19 protein-coding genes are annotated in these 21,085 nt (G+C 43.6%); 10 read left to right on the top strand and 9 right to left on the bottom strand.

Translation table 11 applies throughout. From position 1 onward, the window contains the following. Positions 1 to 90 precede the first annotated feature (90 nt). Positions 91 to 1,707, bottom strand: a complete 1,617-nt coding sequence (locus B2575_RS03695) for an FAD-dependent oxidoreductase (protein ID WP_296240201.1) — start codon at positions 1,705 to 1,707, stop codon at positions 91 to 93. A gap of 527 nt (positions 1,708 to 2,234) precedes the next feature. On the opposite strand from B2575_RS03695, the gene B2575_RS03700 reads away from it, so the two are divergent. Beyond that, the gene (locus B2575_RS03700) at positions 2,235 to 2,669 is read left to right on the top strand and encodes a hypothetical protein (RefSeq protein WP_045447953.1); all 435 of its coding nucleotides are present in this window, start codon (positions 2,235 to 2,237) and stop codon (positions 2,667 to 2,669) included. Between the two features lie 109 nt (positions 2,670 to 2,778). On the opposite strand, the gene B2575_RS03705 is transcribed toward B2575_RS03700, so the two are convergent. Then, positions 2,779 to 3,867 (bottom strand): peptidoglycan bridge formation glycyltransferase FemA/FemB family protein, encoded by a 1,089-nt coding sequence (locus B2575_RS03705; RefSeq protein WP_296240203.1) that lies wholly within the window; start codon positions 3,865 to 3,867, stop codon positions 2,779 to 2,781. Between the two features lie 228 nt (positions 3,868 to 4,095). Then, complete coding sequence (locus B2575_RS03710) at positions 4,096 to 4,719, bottom strand: YceI family protein (RefSeq protein ID WP_296240204.1); 624 nt, start codon at positions 4,717 to 4,719, stop codon at positions 4,096 to 4,098. Positions 4,720 to 5,184: 465 nt separating this feature from the next. Between B2575_RS03710 and B2575_RS03715 the strand changes: the two genes are divergently transcribed. After that, complete coding sequence (locus B2575_RS03715) at positions 5,185 to 5,466, top strand: type B 50S ribosomal protein L31 (RefSeq protein ID WP_011281173.1); 282 nt, start codon at positions 5,185 to 5,187, stop codon at positions 5,464 to 5,466. Between the two features lie 140 nt (positions 5,467 to 5,606). Here the strand turns inward: B2575_RS03715 and B2575_RS03720 are convergent, their stop codons facing one another. The 4 genes from B2575_RS03720 to B2575_RS03735 all read right to left on the bottom strand — a co-directional run bounded on the left by B2575_RS03720 (position 5,607) and on the right by B2575_RS03735 (position 10,171). Further along, the gene (locus B2575_RS03720) at positions 5,607 to 6,449 is read right to left on the bottom strand and encodes an SGNH/GDSL hydrolase family protein (RefSeq protein ID WP_296240206.1); all 843 of its coding nucleotides are present in this window, start codon (positions 6,447 to 6,449) and stop codon (positions 5,607 to 5,609) included. Between the two features lie 4 nt (positions 6,450 to 6,453). Then, on the bottom strand, positions 6,454 to 7,851 hold the full coding sequence (locus tag B2575_RS03725) for a nicotinate phosphoribosyltransferase (protein WP_296240208.1): 1,398 nt from the start codon (positions 7,849 to 7,851) through the stop codon (positions 6,454 to 6,456). Positions 7,852 to 7,984: 133 nt separating this feature from the next. Beyond that, positions 7,985 to 9,034, bottom strand: a complete 1,050-nt coding sequence (locus B2575_RS03730) for a bifunctional nicotinamide-nucleotide adenylyltransferase/Nudix hydroxylase (RefSeq protein WP_055125886.1) — start codon at positions 9,032 to 9,034, stop codon at positions 7,985 to 7,987. A gap of 177 nt (positions 9,035 to 9,211) precedes the next feature. Continuing rightward, complete coding sequence (locus tag B2575_RS03735) at positions 9,212 to 10,171, bottom strand: alpha/beta fold hydrolase (protein WP_296240210.1); 960 nt, start codon at positions 10,169 to 10,171, stop codon at positions 9,212 to 9,214. 859 nt (positions 10,172 to 11,030) lie between these two features. On the opposite strand from B2575_RS03735, the gene nfuA reads away from it, so the two are divergent. After that, complete coding sequence (gene nfuA, locus B2575_RS03740) at positions 11,031 to 11,714, top strand: Fe-S biogenesis protein NfuA (protein WP_045455268.1); 684 nt, start codon at positions 11,031 to 11,033, stop codon at positions 11,712 to 11,714. 206 nt (positions 11,715 to 11,920) lie between these two features. Next, complete coding sequence (locus B2575_RS03745) at positions 11,921 to 13,243, top strand: O-acetylhomoserine aminocarboxypropyltransferase/cysteine synthase family protein (protein ID WP_296240214.1); 1,323 nt, start codon at positions 11,921 to 11,923, stop codon at positions 13,241 to 13,243. A gap of 140 nt (positions 13,244 to 13,383) precedes the next feature. Here the strand turns inward: B2575_RS03745 and B2575_RS03750 are convergent, their stop codons facing one another. Both B2575_RS03750 and rsmI read right to left on the bottom strand, forming a co-directional pair. Next, entirely contained in the window at positions 13,384 to 14,403 is a 1,020-nt protein-coding gene (locus B2575_RS03750) for an adenosine kinase (protein ID WP_201554850.1), read from the bottom strand. Positions 14,404 to 14,457: 54 nt separating this feature from the next. Beyond that, a complete protein-coding gene (rsmI, locus tag B2575_RS03755) occupies positions 14,458 to 15,426 on the bottom strand; it encodes a 16S rRNA (cytidine(1402)-2'-O)-methyltransferase (RefSeq protein ID WP_296240216.1) in 969 nt (322 codons plus the stop codon). A 135-nt stretch (positions 15,427 to 15,561) separates the two neighbouring features. Here rsmI and B2575_RS03760 point away from each other — a divergent pair, with 135 nt between their 5' ends. From B2575_RS03760 to hisG, 6 genes are all read left to right on the top strand, one after another. After that, positions 15,562 to 16,047 (top strand): YraN family protein, encoded by a 486-nt coding sequence (locus B2575_RS03760; RefSeq protein ID WP_296240218.1) that lies wholly within the window; start codon positions 15,562 to 15,564, stop codon positions 16,045 to 16,047. Between the two features lie 216 nt (positions 16,048 to 16,263). Then, positions 16,264 to 17,103, top strand: a complete 840-nt coding sequence (locus B2575_RS03765) for a BON domain-containing protein (RefSeq protein ID WP_296240220.1) — start codon at positions 16,264 to 16,266, stop codon at positions 17,101 to 17,103. A 276-nt stretch (positions 17,104 to 17,379) separates the two neighbouring features. Next, on the top strand, positions 17,380 to 18,387 hold the full coding sequence (locus tag B2575_RS03770; RefSeq protein WP_296240223.1) for an alpha/beta hydrolase: 1,008 nt from the start codon (positions 17,380 to 17,382) through the stop codon (positions 18,385 to 18,387). A 122-nt stretch (positions 18,388 to 18,509) separates the two neighbouring features. Then, the gene (locus B2575_RS03775; RefSeq protein ID WP_058025509.1) at positions 18,510 to 18,761 is read left to right on the top strand and encodes a BolA family protein; all 252 of its coding nucleotides are present in this window, start codon (positions 18,510 to 18,512) and stop codon (positions 18,759 to 18,761) included. 105 nt (positions 18,762 to 18,866) lie between these two features. Beyond that, a complete protein-coding gene (gene murA / locus B2575_RS03780) occupies positions 18,867 to 20,135 on the top strand; it encodes a UDP-N-acetylglucosamine 1-carboxyvinyltransferase (RefSeq protein ID WP_296240226.1) in 1,269 nt (422 codons plus the stop codon). 147 nt (positions 20,136 to 20,282) lie between these two features. Beyond that, positions 20,283 to 20,978: an ATP phosphoribosyltransferase gene (gene hisG / locus B2575_RS03785; RefSeq protein WP_045447985.1), complete on the top strand. Its 696-nt coding sequence runs from the start codon at positions 20,283 to 20,285 to the stop codon at positions 20,976 to 20,978. The last annotated feature ends 107 nt before the right edge of the window (positions 20,979 to 21,085 follow it).

The following is a 21,085-nucleotide window of genomic DNA, read 5'->3' on the forward strand; positions in this document are numbered from 1 at the left end:
TATCTATAAATGCTTTATCCATAAAAAAGGAGAGAAAGGCTGATTGTTAGCCGTTCTCTCCTTTTTTTTCAATTTTTAATAGAACGTTTGTTAAATCTCAGTAGCACTTGAATCATTATCAACGTTTAAATCATCTAAAGGTGTCTCATCAATACCGTGATTCACATCAGCCATAGCTAATGGAAAGCCGCGTTGCTCAGCGAGTGTGCGCGCGACTTCATCAATTGCCACGCTATCGTGTTTTGTCAAATACGCCCAATTATGAGCATAACGATTGCGGTTGGCTGGCGTGTCATGATCGATTAAGCCAAGTTCAGTCAATTCATCAACGATTTGATCGGCAGCAATCAAAGTCGAGGATGCTTTGACGTTTTCCGCACGAGCATAGCGAATATTAGAGTACAAGCTTACATCAGCCACTCGCAGCGTATCGTCTTCACCGGGAATTTGCTGCCCACCATATAGCGCGTTACCGACCGTACGTGCGCTATGGAAGGTCGGTACAAACTCCGCTACATAGTCAATCGCTTGCTGACTACGCGCTTGTAACGGTGCCTTATCCCAGCCATCTTCGATATAGTGCACATACTGCGGCGGCAGCTTAGGTTGGGCGCTGTCTTTGCTAGAGGCGACCAAGCCATCATTGAATAGCGTGATAAATTTGCTCATGCCATGTATTTGAAAATAACCACCGGGGTAAGGTGTGAGTTGTGCCATGCCTTCTGGTGTGCCGCGACTGCCATAAACGATAATCTCTGGTATCTGTCCGCCGGTATTATCCCAGTGGGTAATATAAGACGATTTAAACTCGACCATACGCGTGACTTTGACCCCGACCATATCGTCGATGACGCCAGTACGAAAACCGCACGCGTTGATTAAATAATCCACTTCGATAGATTCAATTGTATTTTTGGTCTCAGATTCGGTTGTAAGCTTAGTTTCAGAGCTGGCAGCTCGTTGATAATCAATACGCCATTTAGTGACATGATGGTCTGCGTTTGAGCAATTTTCACAATCAACAGGCATGACTTGCTTAACCTGTGTATCGGTAAAGACGTGTGCATGCTCATAATCTGCTAATGCCAATTGCGCAGAGGCCGCCAAGCGAAAAATATTCCAGCCGTACTCTTGCACGACAATCAGTGGAAACTTGACTTTATTTAAGTCCAAATACTTAGCGACTGGTATCATCCATTCATCAATCGACCGCGGCACAGTGACTTGTTCACGTTCTGACAGCGCAATGAGTTGCTCATGACTATAAAGCTGATAATAGTTTTCAGGTTCGCCCAACATTTTGTTATTAGCATCTTCGGCGATAAGCTTACGATACGCATCAGTCAAGATATCTAGACGTGGTAGCAAGTCTTCTGGCAAGCCTTCATCGCGAGTTGGTACGGCAAATACTGTTGGGCGAACATCGATGGTATAAGGATAAAGGCGCAATATATCGATACATTGTTTGAGAAGAGCCACACAATCTTCATCAGGAATTTCGCGGTATAGATTGCCGCCAGCATGCAAGTGACACATCGGTGGACCATCAATCAGCGATTTGTTTTTTTCAAATACGTAAGTTTCAAGCCCCAATGCCGCAAGGCGAATAGCAATGGTTGCTCCTGCCGTACCACCACCAAGAATACCGACACGTTTGGCAGAGTGCGCTTGGTTTTTCACTGGGTTTTTAATGAAAGAGTGAGTCATTGTCGTTGTTATATCCTTAATAGCAGTTACAGCAGGTCATGCTCGGTGTATTTGTTAAATGTTTTATTCTAAAATCTTATTTTAAAAAAATTGTCCTAATGGATGTTGTTCTAAACCATTTATAACTATTGATATGCGTGCAAAGGACGTCAAGTTCAATATGCATATGAAGCAGCAAGGGTCATATTTAGCATTGTGTAGTAATTCTTAATGTGTATAGAGTATTCTACGAAAAATGACAACCAATATGATGGCAAATACGTAAGTAGATAGGTGAGTTTTGTCAATGAATGGCTATGGCGCTTGATAGCAATGGCTATGCCAGTTTACCCAATTTGCAAATACATAAGCTTTTGTAAATTTATATATGGATAGAAACGACTGCGCTGTTGCATATGCTATATTAAAACTGCTTGAAGTCAGCGGTAGGTTTTTTTTGCCGTTTAAATCGTCTGACGATGAGAAAAATCCAAATAGAAATTTATGATGACAATCATAATCACAATCAAAATGACAAGGAAGTTATTATGAAACGTATGCTTATATTATCGGCTCTCACCGGTGTTTTAACGCTTACTGGTTGTACTACATTAAACAATGTATTCGGCAATGATGATTCTGGCATGCATGATGTACAAGCCACCAATAAAAATACCGCGCCAGTCGCGAGTAAAAACGGCATGTTAGTCGATGCAAGCAATCACATGACCTTATATACCTTTGACAAAGATGGGATGAACAAATCAGAGTGTGGTAGTGCCTGTCTAATTGCTTGGCCAGCATTCATGGCACCGAGTAATGCCAAAGCGTCAGGGCAGTTTGCAGCATTTCAACGCGAAGATGGCAAGTATCAATGGGCGGTAAATGGTAAGCCGTTATATTTCTACGCCAATGATACAAAGGTGGGCGATAAAGATGGCGACAATAAACTGGGCGTTTGGCATATCGTCAAAACTAAGTAAAGTAAGCCCATTGTCTACCGAAATGAAAGACAATTAGCATCAAAAAAGCAGCCATCGTAATGGCTGCTTTTTTATTGGCTTGAATGATTAGAATCGTAAAATAACGCGATCAAATATCTGCCAAAGCTTCAGCTTGTTCAGTCTCCAAGATAGTTTCTTTAGTAGGCTCTTTTCTATATAAAGGGAAAAAGTCGGAGCGTAAATCATTTTCGGTGAACCAGCTATCAGCGACTAATGCTGCGTATTTTGCTGGATTAACGACGAGTCTATAAGTTTTGAATAATAACTCTTGTGAGCTAAACCCTTTTTTATACTCGTATAAAGAATCTAGATTAGAGCCTACGCCGCCGCCAAGATGCAGTAATTTATAATGATTGGTTCGGCCCCAATCACGAGCCACATGGGTAATGAGTTTGGAAGGTTGTAGATGGGTATAAGCGTTGAGCGTGCCTCCGAGATGAAATTGCATAATGCCCGATTCTTTACAGATGGTGTAGATAGAAGAACCAATCGCTTTATTATCCTGATAGGCAGTTATCAGTAGTATTCTGTCTTGCAAATTTTCGAGCAGATTAAAAAAGTAATCATCATCAAAGAAGTAGTACTGATCTGCCTTCACCTGCGCCATCGTTTCTTTGTAAATATTGGAAAACATCACTGCATTCTCTCTGGTTAAACGCTCAATTTTTGTCACGACATCCATTTTTAAGGCTTTTTTAATGCCTCTACGATGACGATTTTGAGTCTCGCTCCAGTGCTCCTCTTCAGATTTACTCAAGTCAGACATCAATGTCAATCCATGAGTGAGTGCTTTGCCGACCGTTGGTAGCCACTCTTTATTGATGATTGGATGCAGTCGCATGAATAAAGACACACAGCCTTTTGCTAAGAGAAAGCCCCTTACTTCTGCCAATATTATGTCTAATTCGGCATCAGTGAGAGACTTGTCCATGACAGGACCGCCGTAACCATAAGTAGAAGTCGCATCCCAATGCTCTGAGTCGAGTTCTCTTATAATGAGAGTTAAAAATATTTTTTTATTGTTATAAGTGGCAATCACTCCTTGAGGAGTGCCTTTATCGACAATAGCTGATGCAGCAATCCAACCAGATAAGTGATAAATATCAAAGTGATAATCAGCGATGTTTTTATCCCATTCAGTATTTATCTCGGCAAAGTCTACCTGTACTGTATCCATCTTTCTGCTCCCTCAGCGTTATGTTTTATATTCGTAAATCCGTATATATGAATATAACAATAAAAACTGAGGTTAACAAGCAAATGGAAAGTATTTATGCGATTTATTGAATATATATAAATGTCGAGTGAGTTGATTCATTATTGTCAAAAAAGCAGCCACTATGATGGCTGCTTTTTTTTAGAGTATGTAGAGGAAGTAGCGATTTGTGCTTGACTAAAATTAGACTTATTTAGATTTTTTGTTGGTTTGCGCTTTTTTCTCTATCAACTCACCATCGATTTGGATCGGGACATCGGTGGTAATACCATCTGCGAAAGCTGTCATACCATAGGCTGCGCGATCAATATTACCCGTTGCACGGAAGCCAATAACGGGCTCTTTGGTAAGAGGGCTGTTGGCGATTTTATTCAAAGTCACATCCAAAGTTAATGGTTTGGTTTGACCTAACATAGTAAAGTCACCTGTGACCTTGGCTTGTTGCGGATTTATAAATTTTACGCTGGTTGATTTAAAGGTCATGGTTGGATATTTAGTGACGTTAAAAAATTCAGCCTTTTTTAAATGCTCATCACGTGCATCCCAATTGGTGTCAATGCTATCGGTTGCAATGGTGAAGCTCATATTGGTTTTACTGGGTGATTTGACGTCGTAATTTACGACCCCTTTGACGTCGTTAAAATGACCCATGGTGGTCGAAAATCCTAAATGATTGACAGAAAACCCCACACGGGTGTGCGAGTCGTCTAATTGCCATTGACTAGGTAATGCCGCACCTGCAACAGTGGTGAGTGCCAGTGCTGAGCTGATAAACAGGGCTTTTGCGCTATTCTTCATAACAGTATTTATCATTATATTGTCCTTATTGAGTGTTTATAAATAGTGGGTGCTTGATTAATGAGGCGACATCAGACAGTATCCATCATCATTAACAAATGATTAACATCAAAAATAATTATTAACTAAATCTAAACTTAAGATATTTATTGGTTATTTAAACTAATTTAATATTATACTTACATAGCGTATCCCTCTCAACAAAATAGAGATTTTGGTGACAACTTATCACATATATCACTCACAACTGCTGCTTGCGTCTAGCGGTAAAAACCGTTAAAATCGCGTTTTGATTTTCCCGCTGGGGAAAGGCTAAGTGAGCAGAGGAATGGTGTTGGGTGCTGGAATAAGCCAGTGACGCAGCTGCCATACTTATCAATGTCCTTAGTGCCTCAGTTACGTATGTCATGACTTGTTTGACACATCGTCTAAGATGGTGTTCAAGAGTGTTATACATACATCGGACATAGAGAGTTTATTATGCGTAAAGATATCCATCCTAATTACCAAGAAGTTTTATTCCATGACACTAACGCTGACGTGTTTTTCTTAACTCGTTCAACCGTTAAAACCAAAACCACTCGTGAATACGAAGGGTCAGAATATCCATACTACCCACTTGATATCTCAAGTGCGTCGCATCCATTCTATACTGGCGAACAACGCAAAACTTCTACTGAAGGCCGTGTTGCTAGCTTCAACAAACGTTTTGGTGCATTTGGTGGCCGTAAGAAAGCTGCTGATACTGACGCTGCAGAATAATTCACACCTATTGCGTGATATTATTTTGAGCATGTGTTTTCTCAAACATGCACAGCTATAGTATTAAGAACAAAAAAAACCGCTGACTATTCAGCGGTTTTTTTTTGTTTAGATTTTTAGAAGTAACGGCTCAATGGTTTTTAATCAGTCAACTCAGCATCGGAAGGGTTCAGTAACTGTATAATCAACTCTGACAATTGCTGCGCCCAATAGCCATACATGAGGCTGCTAGGATGAAAACCGTCACTGGCAAACATCACTTTGATATCGATTGGAGTACCGTTCGAATGCTCTGCTATCATTCTTGGAAAGTCAGTGGCCATGTAGGTGACACTATCATGAGCGGCGCAAACTTGCTGCAATGTCTTATCAAGGATAGAGGCTTTAGCACCCACAAAGTTACTCAGCGGGGCAGGTATCGCAGGCATTTGTGCCATCGGCGGCAGGCTTAAAAAAATCAACTCTCGCACGCCAAATTTACGCTGAGCGATAGCGATAATACTTTCAATTTGCTGTTGCCATTTATCCACAGAGACTTTAGAGGTGGTGTCGTTAACGCCGACACTTAGTACCATCACATCAACAGGCTGGCTAGGCGCGGGTAGAACATAAAGTCTACGCAAGATATCAAAGCTGGTATGCCCCGTCGTCGCTTGCAATGACCAGTTCAGTATATCAAACTGGTTGTGGATAGCAGACTGCTGCGTCAAAACAGGAATTAAGTTACCGACAAGCGCCTCTTGCTGCGTCTCACTACCGACCCCAGCCGCTGCCGAATCGCCAACGACCATTAGGTTTAATGTTCGCTTGTGCGCTTCCTTTAGCGATTCAATCGCGTCATTTAATTGAACTTGCCCGTGCCTTTCGCCATTTGGCTCAGGTAGACGTACCGTATCACGCTTAATTTTGCGCCCTTGATAAAGATAAATAGGAGCAAGCAGTACATCTCTTGCCACCGAGGCGATTTTATTGCTATTTATCATATTGCTACCATCCTGCACGCTCCCGAATAGTGGTGAGATTGTCTTCAATTAATAATTTACCATCGACATAAATATCACGCAGTAGGTTATCTGCGTCTGCAGATAGGTCTTCAGCCTTGATGGTTTTTAGCTGTCCATTGCTGTTTTTGACCAGCGCCAAACGTCCCTTCTTTGAGCGTTTTGAGCGGCTGGTAATCGGGTCTTTATAGATGTCTGTCCATGTGCCATCGATAGAGATAGCACTGGCTTTCATCGCCCAGCTCATGGTGTCGCGGTTGACTTGTTGTAATAGACCACCGCCCATACCAAATGTTACATTATCTGCGCTAAAGCCTGCTTTCATGACCACATCAATGATCTTAGTTAAGCTTTGTGGGCTAATGCCATCCCCTTGGATGACACGTACATAATCAGGCAGCACTTTATAGCCTTTACTATTAATCGTTGTTCCAAATTTTACTGCCAAGCGCTCTAAGGCTTCGCGAACCACTTTGGCAGGCTCACCACTATCGGGTCGGATAACCAAAGTCCCGCCCATATTTTTCACATCATCTTTTAAGCTGCCGCCCCAGATATTATCGATGGCGTTCCATAAGTCGTAGCTGTCAGAGACCACTGAGAAGCTTTTACCTACGCCGCCAAACTGCTCAATCATATTGGCAAAAGCAGCGGTTTCGCCATCACGACCCCACGCGGTCATGGTGCTATGCTCAGCGGCAGGAATAGAAAACGCGGGCATGTCTTTATCCATGTGGTACCAGCGGCTGGCAGCCACCAACGCTGTCATCGAATCGGTTCCAGCAAAGTTCACCAAATGCGCTAAGCTGCCGAGCGCGACAGACTCTTGACTAGATGCCCCGCGCGAGCCGAAATCGTGCAAACGAAAAGTGAGCGATTCGGTATTGTCCGCAGATTTTTCTAACGCCTGACGAATAATGCCTTTGCAGTAATGCGAGACACTAGCGACGGTTGATGGATACCAAATGGCACGGAGTAGCGCCGTTTCGATATAGCTTGGTAGCCAATAAAACTCAGGATCAGTGTTGATAACTTGGCAGACCACATTGGACACGGGTACGATGTTGCCTTCAGGGATGGCTTCGATACGTAGTGGTAAATAACCGCCATGTTTATCAACCAAACGCTCCCAGCCAGCACGGTTAAAAGTCAAACCATGTGCTTGAATGACCATTTCGGCTTCATCAATGTCTTGATGAGTGATTGGTGTACTAAGGTATTCCTTAATAAAGGCTTGCAAGCCAAAGAACACCACATCGTAGTCGCCTTTACGCGCCTCAATATAGCTGGACAGGTACTCACTACCTTTTGGGTATTGCACCCAATGTGAGGTTTTGTAGCTGTCGCTATTTAGAATTAAATTGTTTAAATTGCTGGTATACATCACAGAACTCCTCTGCTTTGAGATGCCGTAGCTGCGTTAATGAAAGAACAGTTACGGCGGTTAGCCCTTGCTGTCTATCAGCTTGGGCGTGGAAAATTGTTAATGAAAAATCGGATAATCGCCTGATAAAATCCTACAAACCAACCATTTTAGTAATGATCGCATAATGGTCTTCAAACATCATGGTGGCGTCAAGCTCAGCGAGTGGTAGCCAAAAAGCCGTGGCTGCATCGTCGCCGCCTTTCACTTTTGGCAAGCCTTTTGGGTCATTTTTAAGTTGAAAGTAAAAGGCTTGGGTAATTGTACGACCACGTGCTGAGCGATATGGGTCATCAAAGGTATGCTGACTATGACAAGAGCCGCGCAATACTGGTTCAGGGACTTTTAGGCGAGTCTCCTCACGTAGCTCACGGATACAGGCATCGAATAAGGTCTCTTTTGGATTTAAAAAGCCGCCTGGTAATGCCCACAGTCCGCGCCCTGGCATGCTGCGGCGCTCAACCAATAGAATATGTCCTGACTGGACAATCAGAGCATCTGCTGTCATAAAGGTTGGTGGATAAGGCGCTGATTCCCACTGTCTTTTATATTTATCAATAAAGTCCGCTTCTTCGTGCAGATTTTGATATTCGTCTGTCTTTTTGAAGTCATTCAAAACCTTGCGCGTCGACTCAGGCGTGCGTTCAGGAGTCGGGGTCGCGCCCATTAGATAGCTATCACGAATTGGGGTGGCGGATAGATTGTGATAGCTCGGTACTGAGACGGACGCCCAGTTGGGGAATAGCGATAAATAATATGAGGAGCTGTCTTTGGAATGACCAATCAAGCCGATATCAGTTTGCAAATCACCAGTGACAGACTTCACGCCTGCTTGCACGTACTGTAGCCAGCGCGTGTCGTTGTAGAGTGCATCATCTAGAGCAACGCAGTGAATACGTGCTGCTTCTGCTGCTGAATATGCGCCTTTAATCATGGCAGCACGCTCAGCGACGCTGAATGGATTGCGTAAACTACGCGGTAAGTTAGCAGAGCCGATCAACATAATGACATTATCAGCACGCTTTAATGCTTCGTCGATAACCGCTTTATGTCCACGATGGAAGGGCTGGAAACGCCCGATAAAAACCAAATAACGATAGTGTTTATTGTCTTTAGCTGAACTTTGCTCTGATGATTCGCTCATATACGCCACTTTCCTACTACGGATATTTCATTGGTTAAAATTTATTGAGTAAAAAGTAATGACGCCAATACTGACACAGCCCATCACTCGCTGACAAGTATAAAGATGTTTAGAGGCGTGCGGTTTTTGGTTATAGTCCGTACCATGCTGTAGTTAGGCTACAACTGCACCGCTATTTTAACGGGCATGCTGCTCAATCCACGCGGTAACTGTTGGCCAAATCTCTGTCGCCGCATTGCGACTGATCATAATGCGGCTGTGCGTATAATCGTCCAAGTCTCCATGGCTGAGCGAGTATTCTCGAAAAATATTGGCAGGGTTTTTAAAGGGTTCAAAAAACAGCTGACAACCACGAGTAGGGGAGATGAAATTGTCGCCTTTTGCGCTGATAGCATAGATAGGTATCGTGATTTTTGGCATCTGTTGCCGGTAGTCTAAAGGTGCATCATCAGCGGCGAATGTATCCATGCTGGCTGTATTAAATGTACGTTGCTTAAGAAAACTGCTGTTAAAGTTTTTTTGTAGATTCCAGTCGTACCACTGGTTCATCATATGATAGCTTTCATTAAAAGGCCCTAGCTTGATTTTTTTAGCAGGGATATAGCCAACCAGCCGCGTGAATAATTTTGCTACAAGAATTTTAGTATGATTTATCGGATTTATTGCAGCGCCATAAGCTTGGCAGGCAAACATGCTGGCGCTATTAATCTTATCGATATAGCAGGGATACTGGATCAAAAACATCGTTAAGCCAACCCCGCCGCCGCTATGGGTGACGCAATGTAGATTATCGAGTTTTAATTCCTCAAAAAGGTAGCGAAAAGTCGCTTCATAGTCATAGGTTGCAACCGTTTCGAAATTGAATTTTTCTTTGGGTATTGAGCTTGCGCCATGACCGCGCCATTCCATGATGTAGCAATGATGACCGAGGCGGGCTAGATACTCAGCGATTTTCAAACAGGTTTGTTTGTCCGAAAACGTGCCGTGCGTCAAAAATATGTTTTGCGATTTTATGGCAAAGGTATTGGTGGTAGAGGTATCGCTCTTTGTTTCGTCTTTTGTATTATCCACAATCTTCCAAACGGCGATTTGTTCGTCGTCTTTGGTCGTTACTAGATTCAGTGTTTGTGTCATCATAAGATTGATTCAACTAAAATATGAAGTTTCTGCTAGCTTAAATGTAATGTTTAACAATGAAAATTATAGTAATAAATATAAAGATGCTAAAAAATTGCGTTATAAAATAACGTTTGAACATCCTCTTTTCTTCGATATCTAAGCGATCTCTATAGTCAATATAAAAGAATATCAACTGGAGTAATGGATTACGAAAAAATACCAACGCTACATGAATTTTGATATAGCGAGACATAATTTCTTTTACAGCTTTGGTATAGTCAACACCCTCCGGTACTAAAAGCGCGACGACTATAATAAGGGCAACAAGAATGCCTAATATAATGATCAATAAGTAAACCTATAAGAAGATATTTAGGACAATACACTTTACCTTGTAAATAGATCTAAAACTAGCGCTAGAAAATAGCAAGCATGATAAGTGCTTTGGTTGTATGGTTTCACACAGTGTTAGACATGCCATAGTATTCGGAAGAAAGTAGGTGGTTAGTTAGTGTTCTAGGTGCTTGATAATCACGGTAGCTGTCTTTATATAGTAGGGGATATATCAATCATTAGATAAGCGCTATTTATCGTAACTATTTGGTCATTATTAATAACGCATTGATAAAACCGATAGCAGTCATTTGTGAGCATTTTGGTTTAATTCACAGTAGCGCAGTCGGAATTGTCGGCTGAGTACGTTATAATAGCTGCTATAAATTGAGCAAAATGTTATAACAACGGCAGTCAACATTTTAAGACAACAGACCGTAATGATTGATAACCCGCATAACTTATACCCGCTACCTGATTTTAAATTCACGACACAGTAGCCATGACAGATATAGCGTTTGTGTCATAACGCATAGGACATATTATGAGTGAGCACAACCAAGCTGAGAGCCAACTAGACCAGTCAGCAGACTATGAATCAGCGCTAGATACTGAGCAAACTGTAGCAAAAAGCAATATTACTATTACTGAGTCAGCCCAAAGCTACTTAGCAGATTTGTTATCCAAGCAGGATACCGATGGTATCGGCGTGCGTATTTTCGTTGAGCATCCAGGTACGCCGCGTGCAGAGTGCTGTATGGCTTATAACCAACCGGGCGAAGAGGATAGCGCTGACCTACGTTTTACGTATGACAGTTTTTCTGCCTTTATCGAAGCGGCGTCCGTTCCTTATTTAGAGGATGCGGTGATTGATTATAATAAAGACCGTTTTGGTGGTCAGCTGACCTTCCGTGCACCAAATTCTAAAGTGCCTAAAGTGGGTGCGGATGCCAGTGTCGAAGAGCGTATCAACTACGTATTGCAGTCAGAGATTAATCCCGGCTTAGCGGCGCATGGTGGCGACGTACAGTTGCTTGAACTGATTGATGAAGAAGGCGTTGGTCTGACTGCGGTATTGAAGTTTGGTGGTGGTTGCCAAGGCTGTTCAGCCGTTGACATGACCTTACGTCAAGGCGTTGAAGTGCAGCTGAAACAACAAATTCCAGAGCTGACCCAAGTGATTGATGAAACCGATCATACCCGTACAGAAAACGCTTACTATAAATAGAAATCTCAGTAAAAGCCAAAGCGTTAAGTAATGTCTGAAGAGTTATTTTAATTAAAAAGCCAAGTTTTGATGAACTTGGCTTTTTTTATTGCTATGATTTGGTAGATTGTTTTTTAGCTGAATTTTCAGTGACATATTGTTGATTAATAATTTATTGATTAGTCATTTATTGATTAATAACTTTTATCGAAATAAAGGAATATATGATGAGTGATGAACAAGCAGCCCAGCAAACAGCCCAAAAATCAGCGACTCCTCAACGTCTTGAAACCTTGGCGATTCACGCCGGTTACAGCGTTGAGCCAACGACTAAAGCGGTCGCAGTGCCCATTTATCACACCAGCTCGTACGCCTTTGATAACACTCAGCATGGTGCTGATTTGTTTGATCTAAAAGTTGCAGGCAATATCTATACCCGTATTATGAACCCGACCAATGCCGTGTTGGAGGAACGCGTCGCGGCGCTCGAAGGCGGTATCGGTGCCCTTGCAGTAGCATCTGGCATGGCAGCCATCACTTATGCGATTCAAACCATCTGTGAAGCGGGCGATAATATCGTTGCTGTGTCGACCTTGTATGGTGGTACTTATAATTTGTTTGCCCATGCGTTGCCACGTCAAGGCATCGAAGTCCGCTTCTTTGACCACAAAAACCCTGAGGCGATTCGTGATTTGATTGATGACAAAACCAAAATGGTCTTTGCCGAAAGTATCGGTAATCCATTGGGCAATATCGTAGATATTCAGGCATTAAGTGATATCGCTCACGAATATGGTGTGCCAGTCGTGATTGATAGTACGGTTGCAACGCCTGCGCTATGCCGTCCTTTTGAGTTTGGTGCGGATATTGTCATTCATTCGTTGACCAAGTATATGAGTGGTACGGGAACCTCGATTGGTGGGGCGATTGTCGATAGTGGTAAATTCGCATGGGGCGACTATCCTGAGCGTTTCCCGTTATTGAACACGCCAGATCACAGTTATCACGGTGTGAACTTTGTCAAAGACGTGGGCGCAGCAGCCTTTATCGCTCGTGCTCGCGTGGCGCCACTACGTAATACGGGCGCGGCACTTAGCCCGCTCAATGCTTTTGGTATTTTGCAGGGTATGGAGACATTGAGTCTACGTATGGAGCGCCATGTACAGAACGCGCAAGCCGTTGCGGAATATCTGCGTGACCATGATAAAGTTGCTTGGGTGAAATATGCAGGTTTGCCAGATCATCCTGAGCATGAGCTTGCTAAGAAGTATATGAAAGGTACGCCATCTGCTATTTTGACCTTTGGAGTCAAAGGTGGTCTAGAAGCAGGTGCGCGCTTTATCGATGCGCTGCAATTGATTACTCGTTTGGTTAATATCGGTGATGCCAAATCACTAGCCTGTCATCCAGCGACGACGACGCATCGCCAGCTCAATGAGCAAGAGCTCGCCAATGCAGGTGTGAGTACTGATATGGTACGACTATCGATTGGTATCGAACACATTGAAGATATCAAAGCGGATCTTGCGCAAGCATTAGCCTCGGCTTAGTACTAAACGCTTTCTATTGAACTGAGTAATGTGAACTGAGTAATGTGAACTGAATAATTTGTCTCATGATTAATAACAAAAAAGCCCATATCAATTGATATGGGCTTTTTTTGTTATCGGCAATGACAGATTTTTATAAGTTAAGCAGATAGTACACGCTTTGCAATATCTCTATAATCTTGTGAGGCCAATCGTGGTCCAAACTGTTGAATCACCTGCGCCGCCACTTCGCTGGCAAGACGACCACATTCAGGCAAGCTATAGTGCTGCGACAACGCGTATAAAAATGCTCCTGCGTAATTATCACCGGCACCGTTGGTATCAATGACATTAGTAACGATTGGTGTAGCAACTTCATAAATCTCAATCTCTGATTTATCATCAGCCTTATGGGCGATCGTTGCACCATTGGCACCATCAGTGACGACTGCCGTCTGGCAATACTCCAGCAGTGCGCGTGCGGCTGCCTTGACTTGTTTTTTGTCCGTAAAGAGTTTGGCTTCCTCACTATTACAGAATATCACTGCCACTTTATTGCCCAGCATATTGAGTAAACCGTCTTTAGCAAACTTCACCACGGCAGGATCAGCAAAACTTACGGCAATTTTTGCAGAATGAATCCCTGCTTGTTGACGCAACTGAGTCATGGCAGGCTGAATACTCTCAGTCATGGCCAAGTAGCCTTCTATATATAACCAGTCAGCTTGTGTCAGCGCATCAAAATCGACATTTTCTGCGGTGATTTCGCTTGAAGTACCGAGATAAGTTTGCATGGTGCGCTCGCCATCTTCGGTGACTGCGACCACACATGAACCCGTTACTCCGCCTGCATGGATAGATTTCTCTGAAGTTGCAACGCCTGCTTCATGTAAGTCTTTGAGATAAAACTCGCCTTGTTGATCATCACCAACGCGGCACGCATAAAATGGCTTGCCGCCTAAACTGGCAAAGGTATACATCGTATTAGCCGCTGAGCCACCACCAGCCTGCTTTGATGGTGCAATTTCTGCCAGCTTAAAATACGCCAACAATTGCTGTTGCTCGTCGATACCTGCCAGCGTCATATTGCCTTTGGTCAAATCAGTCTCTTCTAGCGCCGCATCTGACAATACATATTCATGGTCAACCAATGCGTTGCCTATCGCCATTACATTGTACATTGCTCACTTCTCCTCAATGGTTTTATAACTGTCTTTAATATTAATATCCAAAAATTATTTAGCTTGTAGCTCAAGTAAGCGCTGATATAGCGCATTCTTTTTGACGCCAGTGATATCAGCGCCCAATGCAGCGGCTTTTTTAACCGATAAGTCCTCAAGCAAGCGCTGCAATAATTTATCATGAATACTGATGTCATCCGCATCCTGCGCCACATTCACGCCAGCGACGACCACGACTATCTCACCGCGCTGTTGATTGTCATCCGCTTTGACAAATTCCACCAAATCCCCAAGAGTGCTTTTATGGACAGTCTCAAAGGTTTTGGTCAATTCACGGCAAAATGTTACTTCGCGCTCAGCGCCAAATACCGCCGCCATGTCTTCTAAACTGGCGATAATACGATGCGGTGCTTCATAAAATATCAGCGTTTCGGTACGTGAGTTTAGAGCCGTAAGCTGTTTTTGGCGACCGTGGGTTTTGGCGGGTAAAAACCCAATAAAGCTAAAGCGGTCTGAGGGCAATCCTGCGACTGACAGTGCGGCAATGGCAGCGGAGGCACCAATGATAGGAGAGACTCTAACGCCTGCGACATGAGCGGCCTGTACCAGTTGATAACCTGGATCACTGATGAGTGGCGTACCAGCATCACTAATCAAAGCAACCGAATGACCTTGCTCGATCATCTCGATAATTTTGGGTGTTTGAATGGCACTATTGTGCTCATGGTATGCCCAAAGCTTGTTATGACCTTTTTGCTTGGTCGCGGTATCAGCGTCTGTCACGTTATTATCGGTATTATTTTTAGTGTTAGGAGCTTCTGACTCTTTTTCGTCGTCGGCTTTACTGCCTTTGGTATCAATGCCAAAATGCGACAATAGCTTACCTGAGGTACGGGTGTCTTCACAGGCAATGATGGCGACTTGCTTTAAAACATCAATGGCATGTGGCGTCATATCGCTCATATTGCCAATCGGCGTGGCAACGATATATAGACAAGCTGGCATCGCGGTAGGGCTGGACATGAAAACCTCGGAGTATTAAAAGCGGGAATTAAAATATGATGTGGCGCGCTGACTGACAAAACTGGTCAAAAATAGGGCTTAAGCAAAGCATAAAACACCATACCAGCATCTGCACGCGAAAGTGGCTAGTTTAGCATGATGTGCTATGATAATTCTGAAATGTTAACCAGACCTATCGACCTTATGTGCAGTCATAAACCTTTGAACCTCGCTTCACCAAAGCAGCGCCAAGGCAGTCTGTTCGAGCAGCAGGCGTGTGAGTTTTTACAATCGCAAGGATTGATTTTGATTGCCCAAAATTGGCAGCAGCCCAAAGTGGGTGAGCTGGATTTGATTATGCTGGAGACAGGTTCAGCATGGTCGACACTGATATTCATTGAAGTGCGTCAACGGCAGCGTTCAGGTTTTGGTGGTGCTGCACTGAGCGTGACGGCAAGCAAACAACGTAAAGTGATTAAAACGGCGCAATATTTTTTGCAACAGCATCCTGAGTATGAGGATTATGACTGCCGGTTCGATGTCATCGCTTATGATACGGTAGGTACTCATATTAAGACCAGTGGTCAAAACATAGCAAATCAACCACAATGGCTCAAAGGTGCTTTTATAGCAGATACGTGATATTAGGATGCAAAAGCTACCCAACTAGAAGGTAGTAAGTACTTATCATCGAGTGAGCGTTACCAAAAACCTAACCGCTGATAGTAAAAATTAAGTAAAGTAGCTAAGTTGTTATTAACTGAATTAACAGTTGCCAAAACAAACGTTATTAGATTAAAACTGGCTCAATCAATTGACTTTATATGATCGTCATACTCACGTTCTAAGAGGTAAATCATGACACGGATGCATTTGTGCACTGCTATTTTTGGCTCATCACGCCGCACTGCGATAGGCGTCATGCTAATGACCAGCATCGTCACTACGGGCTGTACCACCAATTATTTGACCAACAGTACAGAAGGTACGTATGGTGTGCCGATGACAGAGCGTACCATTCCGCAGCGACTACTAGATCGCAGTATCGAACATACCGTCAAAATCAATGTTTATGGGTTAAAAGAAGACCTGCAACAAACCAGTCGTATGGGTATTGATAGCTTTAATAGTGAAGTGTTATTGACAGGCGAAGTACCCACTGAGGCCATCAAAGTAGAAGTCGAAAAAGTCGTCAGCTCTATGCCAGATGTGCGTCATGTCTATAATGAGCTAAACGTCAGCGCGTCTAAAGGCTATAGCTCGACGGTTCATGATGGCTATATCACCTCAAAGCTGCTGGCAAAAGTAGCCGCGAGTGATGGTGTCAAAGCCTCACAGATCAAAGCCGTGACCAATGATGGCGTGGTTTATATCATGGGACGTATGACACCGACTCAGCAGAGTCACCTAATCGATATCGCCAATAGCACCGTTGGTGTGACTGAGCTGGTGCTGCTGACGACCGTCGTTGATGACAGGGGCGTAAAGATAAGTAAAGACGACATTATGTCTGAAAATAACTTGGTAAATCCTGCTTCAGTACCAGTCGTTGTGGACGGGGTAGCTGCTGCTAGCGTTAATAATTCTGAAGCGCCAGCGTCCGTTGCTACATCGACTCCTATCGTCGTGACCGAAGATGGCACAACCGTTGAGCAACCATCATCAAGCCCATATATAGACCTGTATCAAGATCCGTAAAAAGTGTTCTAAAACACAGCTATTATTTATCAAAAAAACAAAAAAACAGTGGCTAAATAGCTTGTAGGGTAAGCTATTTGCCCCGTCAGTTTAAGTCGTGTTTAATGACAAGAAACCTAAACACTGTTAACAGGAAAAACACGAGAACTTCTGAGACAGCCAGTAAGATATAAAAAGCGAAGAACAGACGAGACAGGATTAGTGCTTATTTTATAAAAGGGCTATCGCAGTGCTGTTAATTTTGATCCATTTATAAATATAATAGGGATACTGGCAATGAAGGATGCAAATAAGCGCTTAGAATATAATAAAAGCCGTCAAAAAATAAATAATGAAAGCATGATTAATAATACTGCTAGCAAAGTAGGCATTCTAAAATTCACAGGTGTCGCCGCCTTAGCACTGGGTAGCGTTGCCCTAGCCACCCAGAATGCGCAAGCCTTATCGCCACTGGCTATCGTCAATGGCATTACTGCTAGTGGCGGCGTTGGCGTCAGCAAAAACATTCTCTATGGTGATGAGCCCGATCAAGATTTGGATATTTATTATCCCAAGCCATTAGCACAAGCGATGAAAGCCCAAAGCGCTATCAATGATGGTGCGATTAATGCTAGCTATCCGATGGTGGTGTTTGTCCACGGTGGCTCGTGGGAGAGTGGTAATAAAGAACAGTATGCCTTTGTTGGTCAGAGTTTGGCGCAAGCAGGTTATGTCACCGCCGTAATTAATTATCGTAAAGCGCCTGAGCATGTGTACCCTGATTATGTCAAAGATACGGCGCAAGCGATTGCTTGGAGTATCAATAATGCTCCGAGCTTACATGCTGATCCTAAACGCTTGGCGGTAATTGGACATTCTGCTGGTGCATTTAACGCGGTAGCAGCGGTCGCCAATGAAGATTTTTTAGCGCCTTATGGTATTAAGCCAAAGGATATTACCGCGGTCGTGGGTATTGCGGGTCCTTATAGTTACGACTTCCGTAAATTTGATAGCGCCACCGCCTTTGCTGCTGATGCTACGCCAGACGACGTTATGCCAGACCGTCAAATCAAAGGTGAGCAGCCCCCGTATTTATTGTTGACTGCCGAAAAAGACAAAGTAGTGTACGCGACCAATACGATTAAAATGACCAAAGCATTGCAAGAGGCGGGCGTCACCGTAGAAAACGGTGAAATAAAAGGTGCCAGTCATGCGACCAGTATTGGTGCGATGGCACCGCCGCTACGTTGGGTCAATGATGTACGCGCGCAAGTACTGACGTACTTGGATAAAATGCTCAAATAATGGACGGCAATCAGAAGTTAGGTGCAGTTGCGTAAGACAGTACTGTAAGATGCTTAAACTCTTGTTATAATGTCGTCACTTTAAATCTATACCCTATCTGACACTTTAAGGCAGAATATTTTATGAGCATGAACGCTGACGATTTGATTGCATTTTTACAGACTCACTTCCCAGACGCTTTTATTCAAGCTGCCAATCAAGGTAATAAGTTTGATGTACGCGTGGTTGATGCCAGCTTTGAAGGTAAGCGTGCCGTGCAACGTCAGCAGGCGATTTATGCATTAGTCAATGATAAGATCGCCAGTGGCGATATTCATGCGCTCAATATTCAAGCGCTGACGCCTGCTGAATGGGACGCTCAATCAAAAGGCTAGACCGTTATACATATGATTGGGCTTATTAGACTGGCTATTATATTGGCTGGGTGTGATTGGTCTGATTTTTACTATTTTAATACTTATCGTTAGGTTGTCACTTCTATGGATCAATTTTTAATCACTGGTAGTAGTCGTATCGCAGGGGAAGTTACTATCTCAGGTGCCAAAAATGCTGCTTTGCCGTTACTTGCCGCTATGATATTGGCCGAGACGCCAACGACATTGCACAATGTGCCATCGTTACAAGATGTGCGGACGTTGATTGAATTGATCGGTGGCATGGGTATCAAAATCCAAAAGCAGGACGATACTGTCACCTGCGATACCAAGAATATCGATAATTTCTATGCACCGTATGATTTAGTAAAGACCATGCGTGCCTCGATTTTAGTGCTTGGACCATTGCTAGCACGTTTTGGTGAGGCAGAAGTGTCATTGCCTGGCGGCTGTGCCATTGGTTCACGTCCTGTGGACCAACACCTAAAAGCCTTTGAGGCGATGGGTGCTGAAATTAGTGTCGAAAATGGTTACGTAAAAGCACGAGCGCCAAAAGGCGGCAAGCTGATTGGCTGTAATTACTCTTTTGATATGATTACCGTGGGCGGTACTGAAAACGTCATTATGGCAGCCGCACTTGCTAAAGGTACGACCGTCTTAGGTAATTGTGCCCTTGAGCCAGAAGTCGTTGATTTGGCCAATATGTTGGTTGCGATGGGTGCTAAAATCAGCGGTATCGGCACTTCGATCATGACCATCGAAGGCGTTGAGCGCTTACACGGTTGTGAGTATTCAGTGGTGCCAGACCGTATCGAAACAGGCTCATACCTTGCTGGTGCACTCATGACGCGTGGCGATGTGTTGACTAAAAACACCTCTGCGCTATTACTCACACCTGTGTTAGAAAAATTCGAAGACATGGGTGCCATTATTACCAGCGGTGATGATTGGATTCGTGCGCAGATGAAAGGTCGCCCTAAGGCGGTTGATATCCGTACTCAGCCGCATCCAGGTTTTCCAACAGATATGCAAGCGCAGGTCATGGCTATTGCGTGTCTGGCGGATGGTACGAGTACCTTTATCGAAAATATCTTTGAAAACCGCTATATGCATGTCCCTGAGCTTAATCGTCTAGGCGCTTCTATCCAAGTAGATGGTCATACGGCCGTAGTAAAAGGCGTCGAAAACTTCACCGCTGCCCCTGTGATGGCGACTGATTTACGTGCGTCTATGTCATTGGTGATGGCAGCGGCAACTGCTGAAGGTGAAAGTTTAATCGACCGCATTTATCATATCGATCGTGGTTATGAGCATGTCGAAGAAAAGCTGCGTGCGCTTGGGGTCAATATCGAACGTATCAATACTAATGACTAATATCGATTTTCTTATCAAATCCATGACCTCAATGATTGATACGATTGGCGTTGATATGAATGGCTTAGCAATCTACCACTATTAGTAACCTACCACTAAAAGCCCCCTTCAGCGGGGGTGTTAACTGCACATGGACACGATGTCATTATGACTGAAGCAAGCAATAGCCTACCAAATGATGGTTTATTAAATGAAGTAAATGATGAGTTTTCAGGTTTAACACTGGCCTTATCAAAAGGTCGTATTCTAGAAGAGACCATGCCACTGCTACGCGCAGCTGGTGTTGAGTTATTAGAAGATCCTGAAGCCTCACGCAAACTTATTTTTCCAACCTCAAACCCCAACGTGCGTGTATTGATTTTGCGTGCCAGTGATGTGCCAACCTACGTTGAGCATGGCGCGGCTGACTTTGGAGTGGCGGGTAAAGATGTGTTGCTTGAGCATGGTGCCAACCATGTCTATGAATTACTTGATTTGCAAATTGCTCAGTGTAAGTTGATGACAGCTGGCGTGAAAGATGCGCCGCTACCCAATCGTCGCCTACGTATTGCGACCAAATACGTCAATGTTGCCCGTGCTTACTTTGCCAGCCAAGGTCAGCAAGTGGATGTGATTAAACTGTATGGCTCTATGGAGCTTGCGCCGTTGGTCGGATTGGGTGATTTGATCGTCGATGTGGTTGATACAGGTAATACGTTGCGCGCCAACGGTCTTGAAGCACGCGATCATATTTGCGATGTGTCCTCACGCCTTATCGTCAATCAAGTGAGCTACAAGCGTAAATTTGCGTTACTTGAGCCGATTTTAGATAGCTTCAAAAACAGTATTGCCAGCGCTTCATAAATTAATTCCTAATGAATCAATGCTTTATCAAACGATACTAATCATTGGTAATCTTAAGCATTGTCATACAAATTTTTAAACCAGTTTAGCGCTATAAGATAGATATA

The sequence above is a fragment of the Psychrobacter sp. UBA6739 genome (genome assembly GCF_002453835.1).
Lineage (GTDB): Bacteria > Pseudomonadota > Gammaproteobacteria > Pseudomonadales > Moraxellaceae > Psychrobacter > Psychrobacter immobilis_A.

Bases quoted from the DNA above. Each gene is read 5' to 3' on its own strand.
- B2575_RS03695 (WP_296240201.1), bottom strand. From the start codon at position 1,707: ATGACTCACTCTTTCATTAAAAACCCAGTGAAAAACCAAGCGCACTCT.
- B2575_RS03700 (WP_045447953.1), top strand. From the start codon at position 2,235: ATGAAACGTATGCTTATATTATCGGCTCTCACCGGTGTTTTAACGCTT.
- B2575_RS03705 (WP_296240203.1), bottom strand. From the start codon at position 3,867: ATGGATACAGTACAGGTAGACTTTGCCGAGATAAATACTGAATGGGAT.
- B2575_RS03710 (WP_296240204.1), bottom strand. From the start codon at position 4,719: ATGATAAATACTGTTATGAAGAATAGCGCAAAAGCCCTGTTTATCAGC.
- B2575_RS03715 (WP_011281173.1), top strand. From the start codon at position 5,185: ATGCGTAAAGATATCCATCCTAATTACCAAGAAGTTTTATTCCATGAC.
- B2575_RS03720 (WP_296240206.1), bottom strand. From the start codon at position 6,449: ATGATAAATAGCAATAAAATCGCCTCGGTGGCAAGAGATGTACTGCTT.
- B2575_RS03725 (WP_296240208.1), bottom strand. From the start codon at position 7,851: ATGTATACCAGCAATTTAAACAATTTAATTCTAAATAGCGACAGCTAC.
- B2575_RS03730 (WP_055125886.1), bottom strand. From the start codon at position 9,034: ATGAGCGAATCATCAGAGCAAAGTTCAGCTAAAGACAATAAACACTAT.
- B2575_RS03735 (WP_296240210.1), bottom strand. From the start codon at position 10,171: ATGATGACACAAACACTGAATCTAGTAACGACCAAAGACGACGAACAA.
- nfuA (WP_045455268.1), top strand. From the start codon at position 11,031: ATGAGTGAGCACAACCAAGCTGAGAGCCAACTAGACCAGTCAGCAGAC.
- B2575_RS03745 (WP_296240214.1), top strand. From the start codon at position 11,921: ATGAGTGATGAACAAGCAGCCCAGCAAACAGCCCAAAAATCAGCGACT.
- B2575_RS03750 (WP_201554850.1), bottom strand. From the start codon at position 14,403: ATGTACAATGTAATGGCGATAGGCAACGCATTGGTTGACCATGAATAT.
- rsmI (WP_296240216.1), bottom strand. From the start codon at position 15,426: ATGTCCAGCCCTACCGCGATGCCAGCTTGTCTATATATCGTTGCCACG.
- B2575_RS03760 (WP_296240218.1), top strand. From the start codon at position 15,562: ATGATGTGCTATGATAATTCTGAAATGTTAACCAGACCTATCGACCTT.
- B2575_RS03765 (WP_296240220.1), top strand. From the start codon at position 16,264: ATGACACGGATGCATTTGTGCACTGCTATTTTTGGCTCATCACGCCGC.
- B2575_RS03770 (WP_296240223.1), top strand. From the start codon at position 17,380: ATGAAGGATGCAAATAAGCGCTTAGAATATAATAAAAGCCGTCAAAAA.
- B2575_RS03775 (WP_058025509.1), top strand. From the start codon at position 18,510: ATGAGCATGAACGCTGACGATTTGATTGCATTTTTACAGACTCACTTC.
- murA (WP_296240226.1), top strand. From the start codon at position 18,867: ATGGATCAATTTTTAATCACTGGTAGTAGTCGTATCGCAGGGGAAGTT.
- hisG (WP_045447985.1), top strand. From the start codon at position 20,283: ATGACTGAAGCAAGCAATAGCCTACCAAATGATGGTTTATTAAATGAA.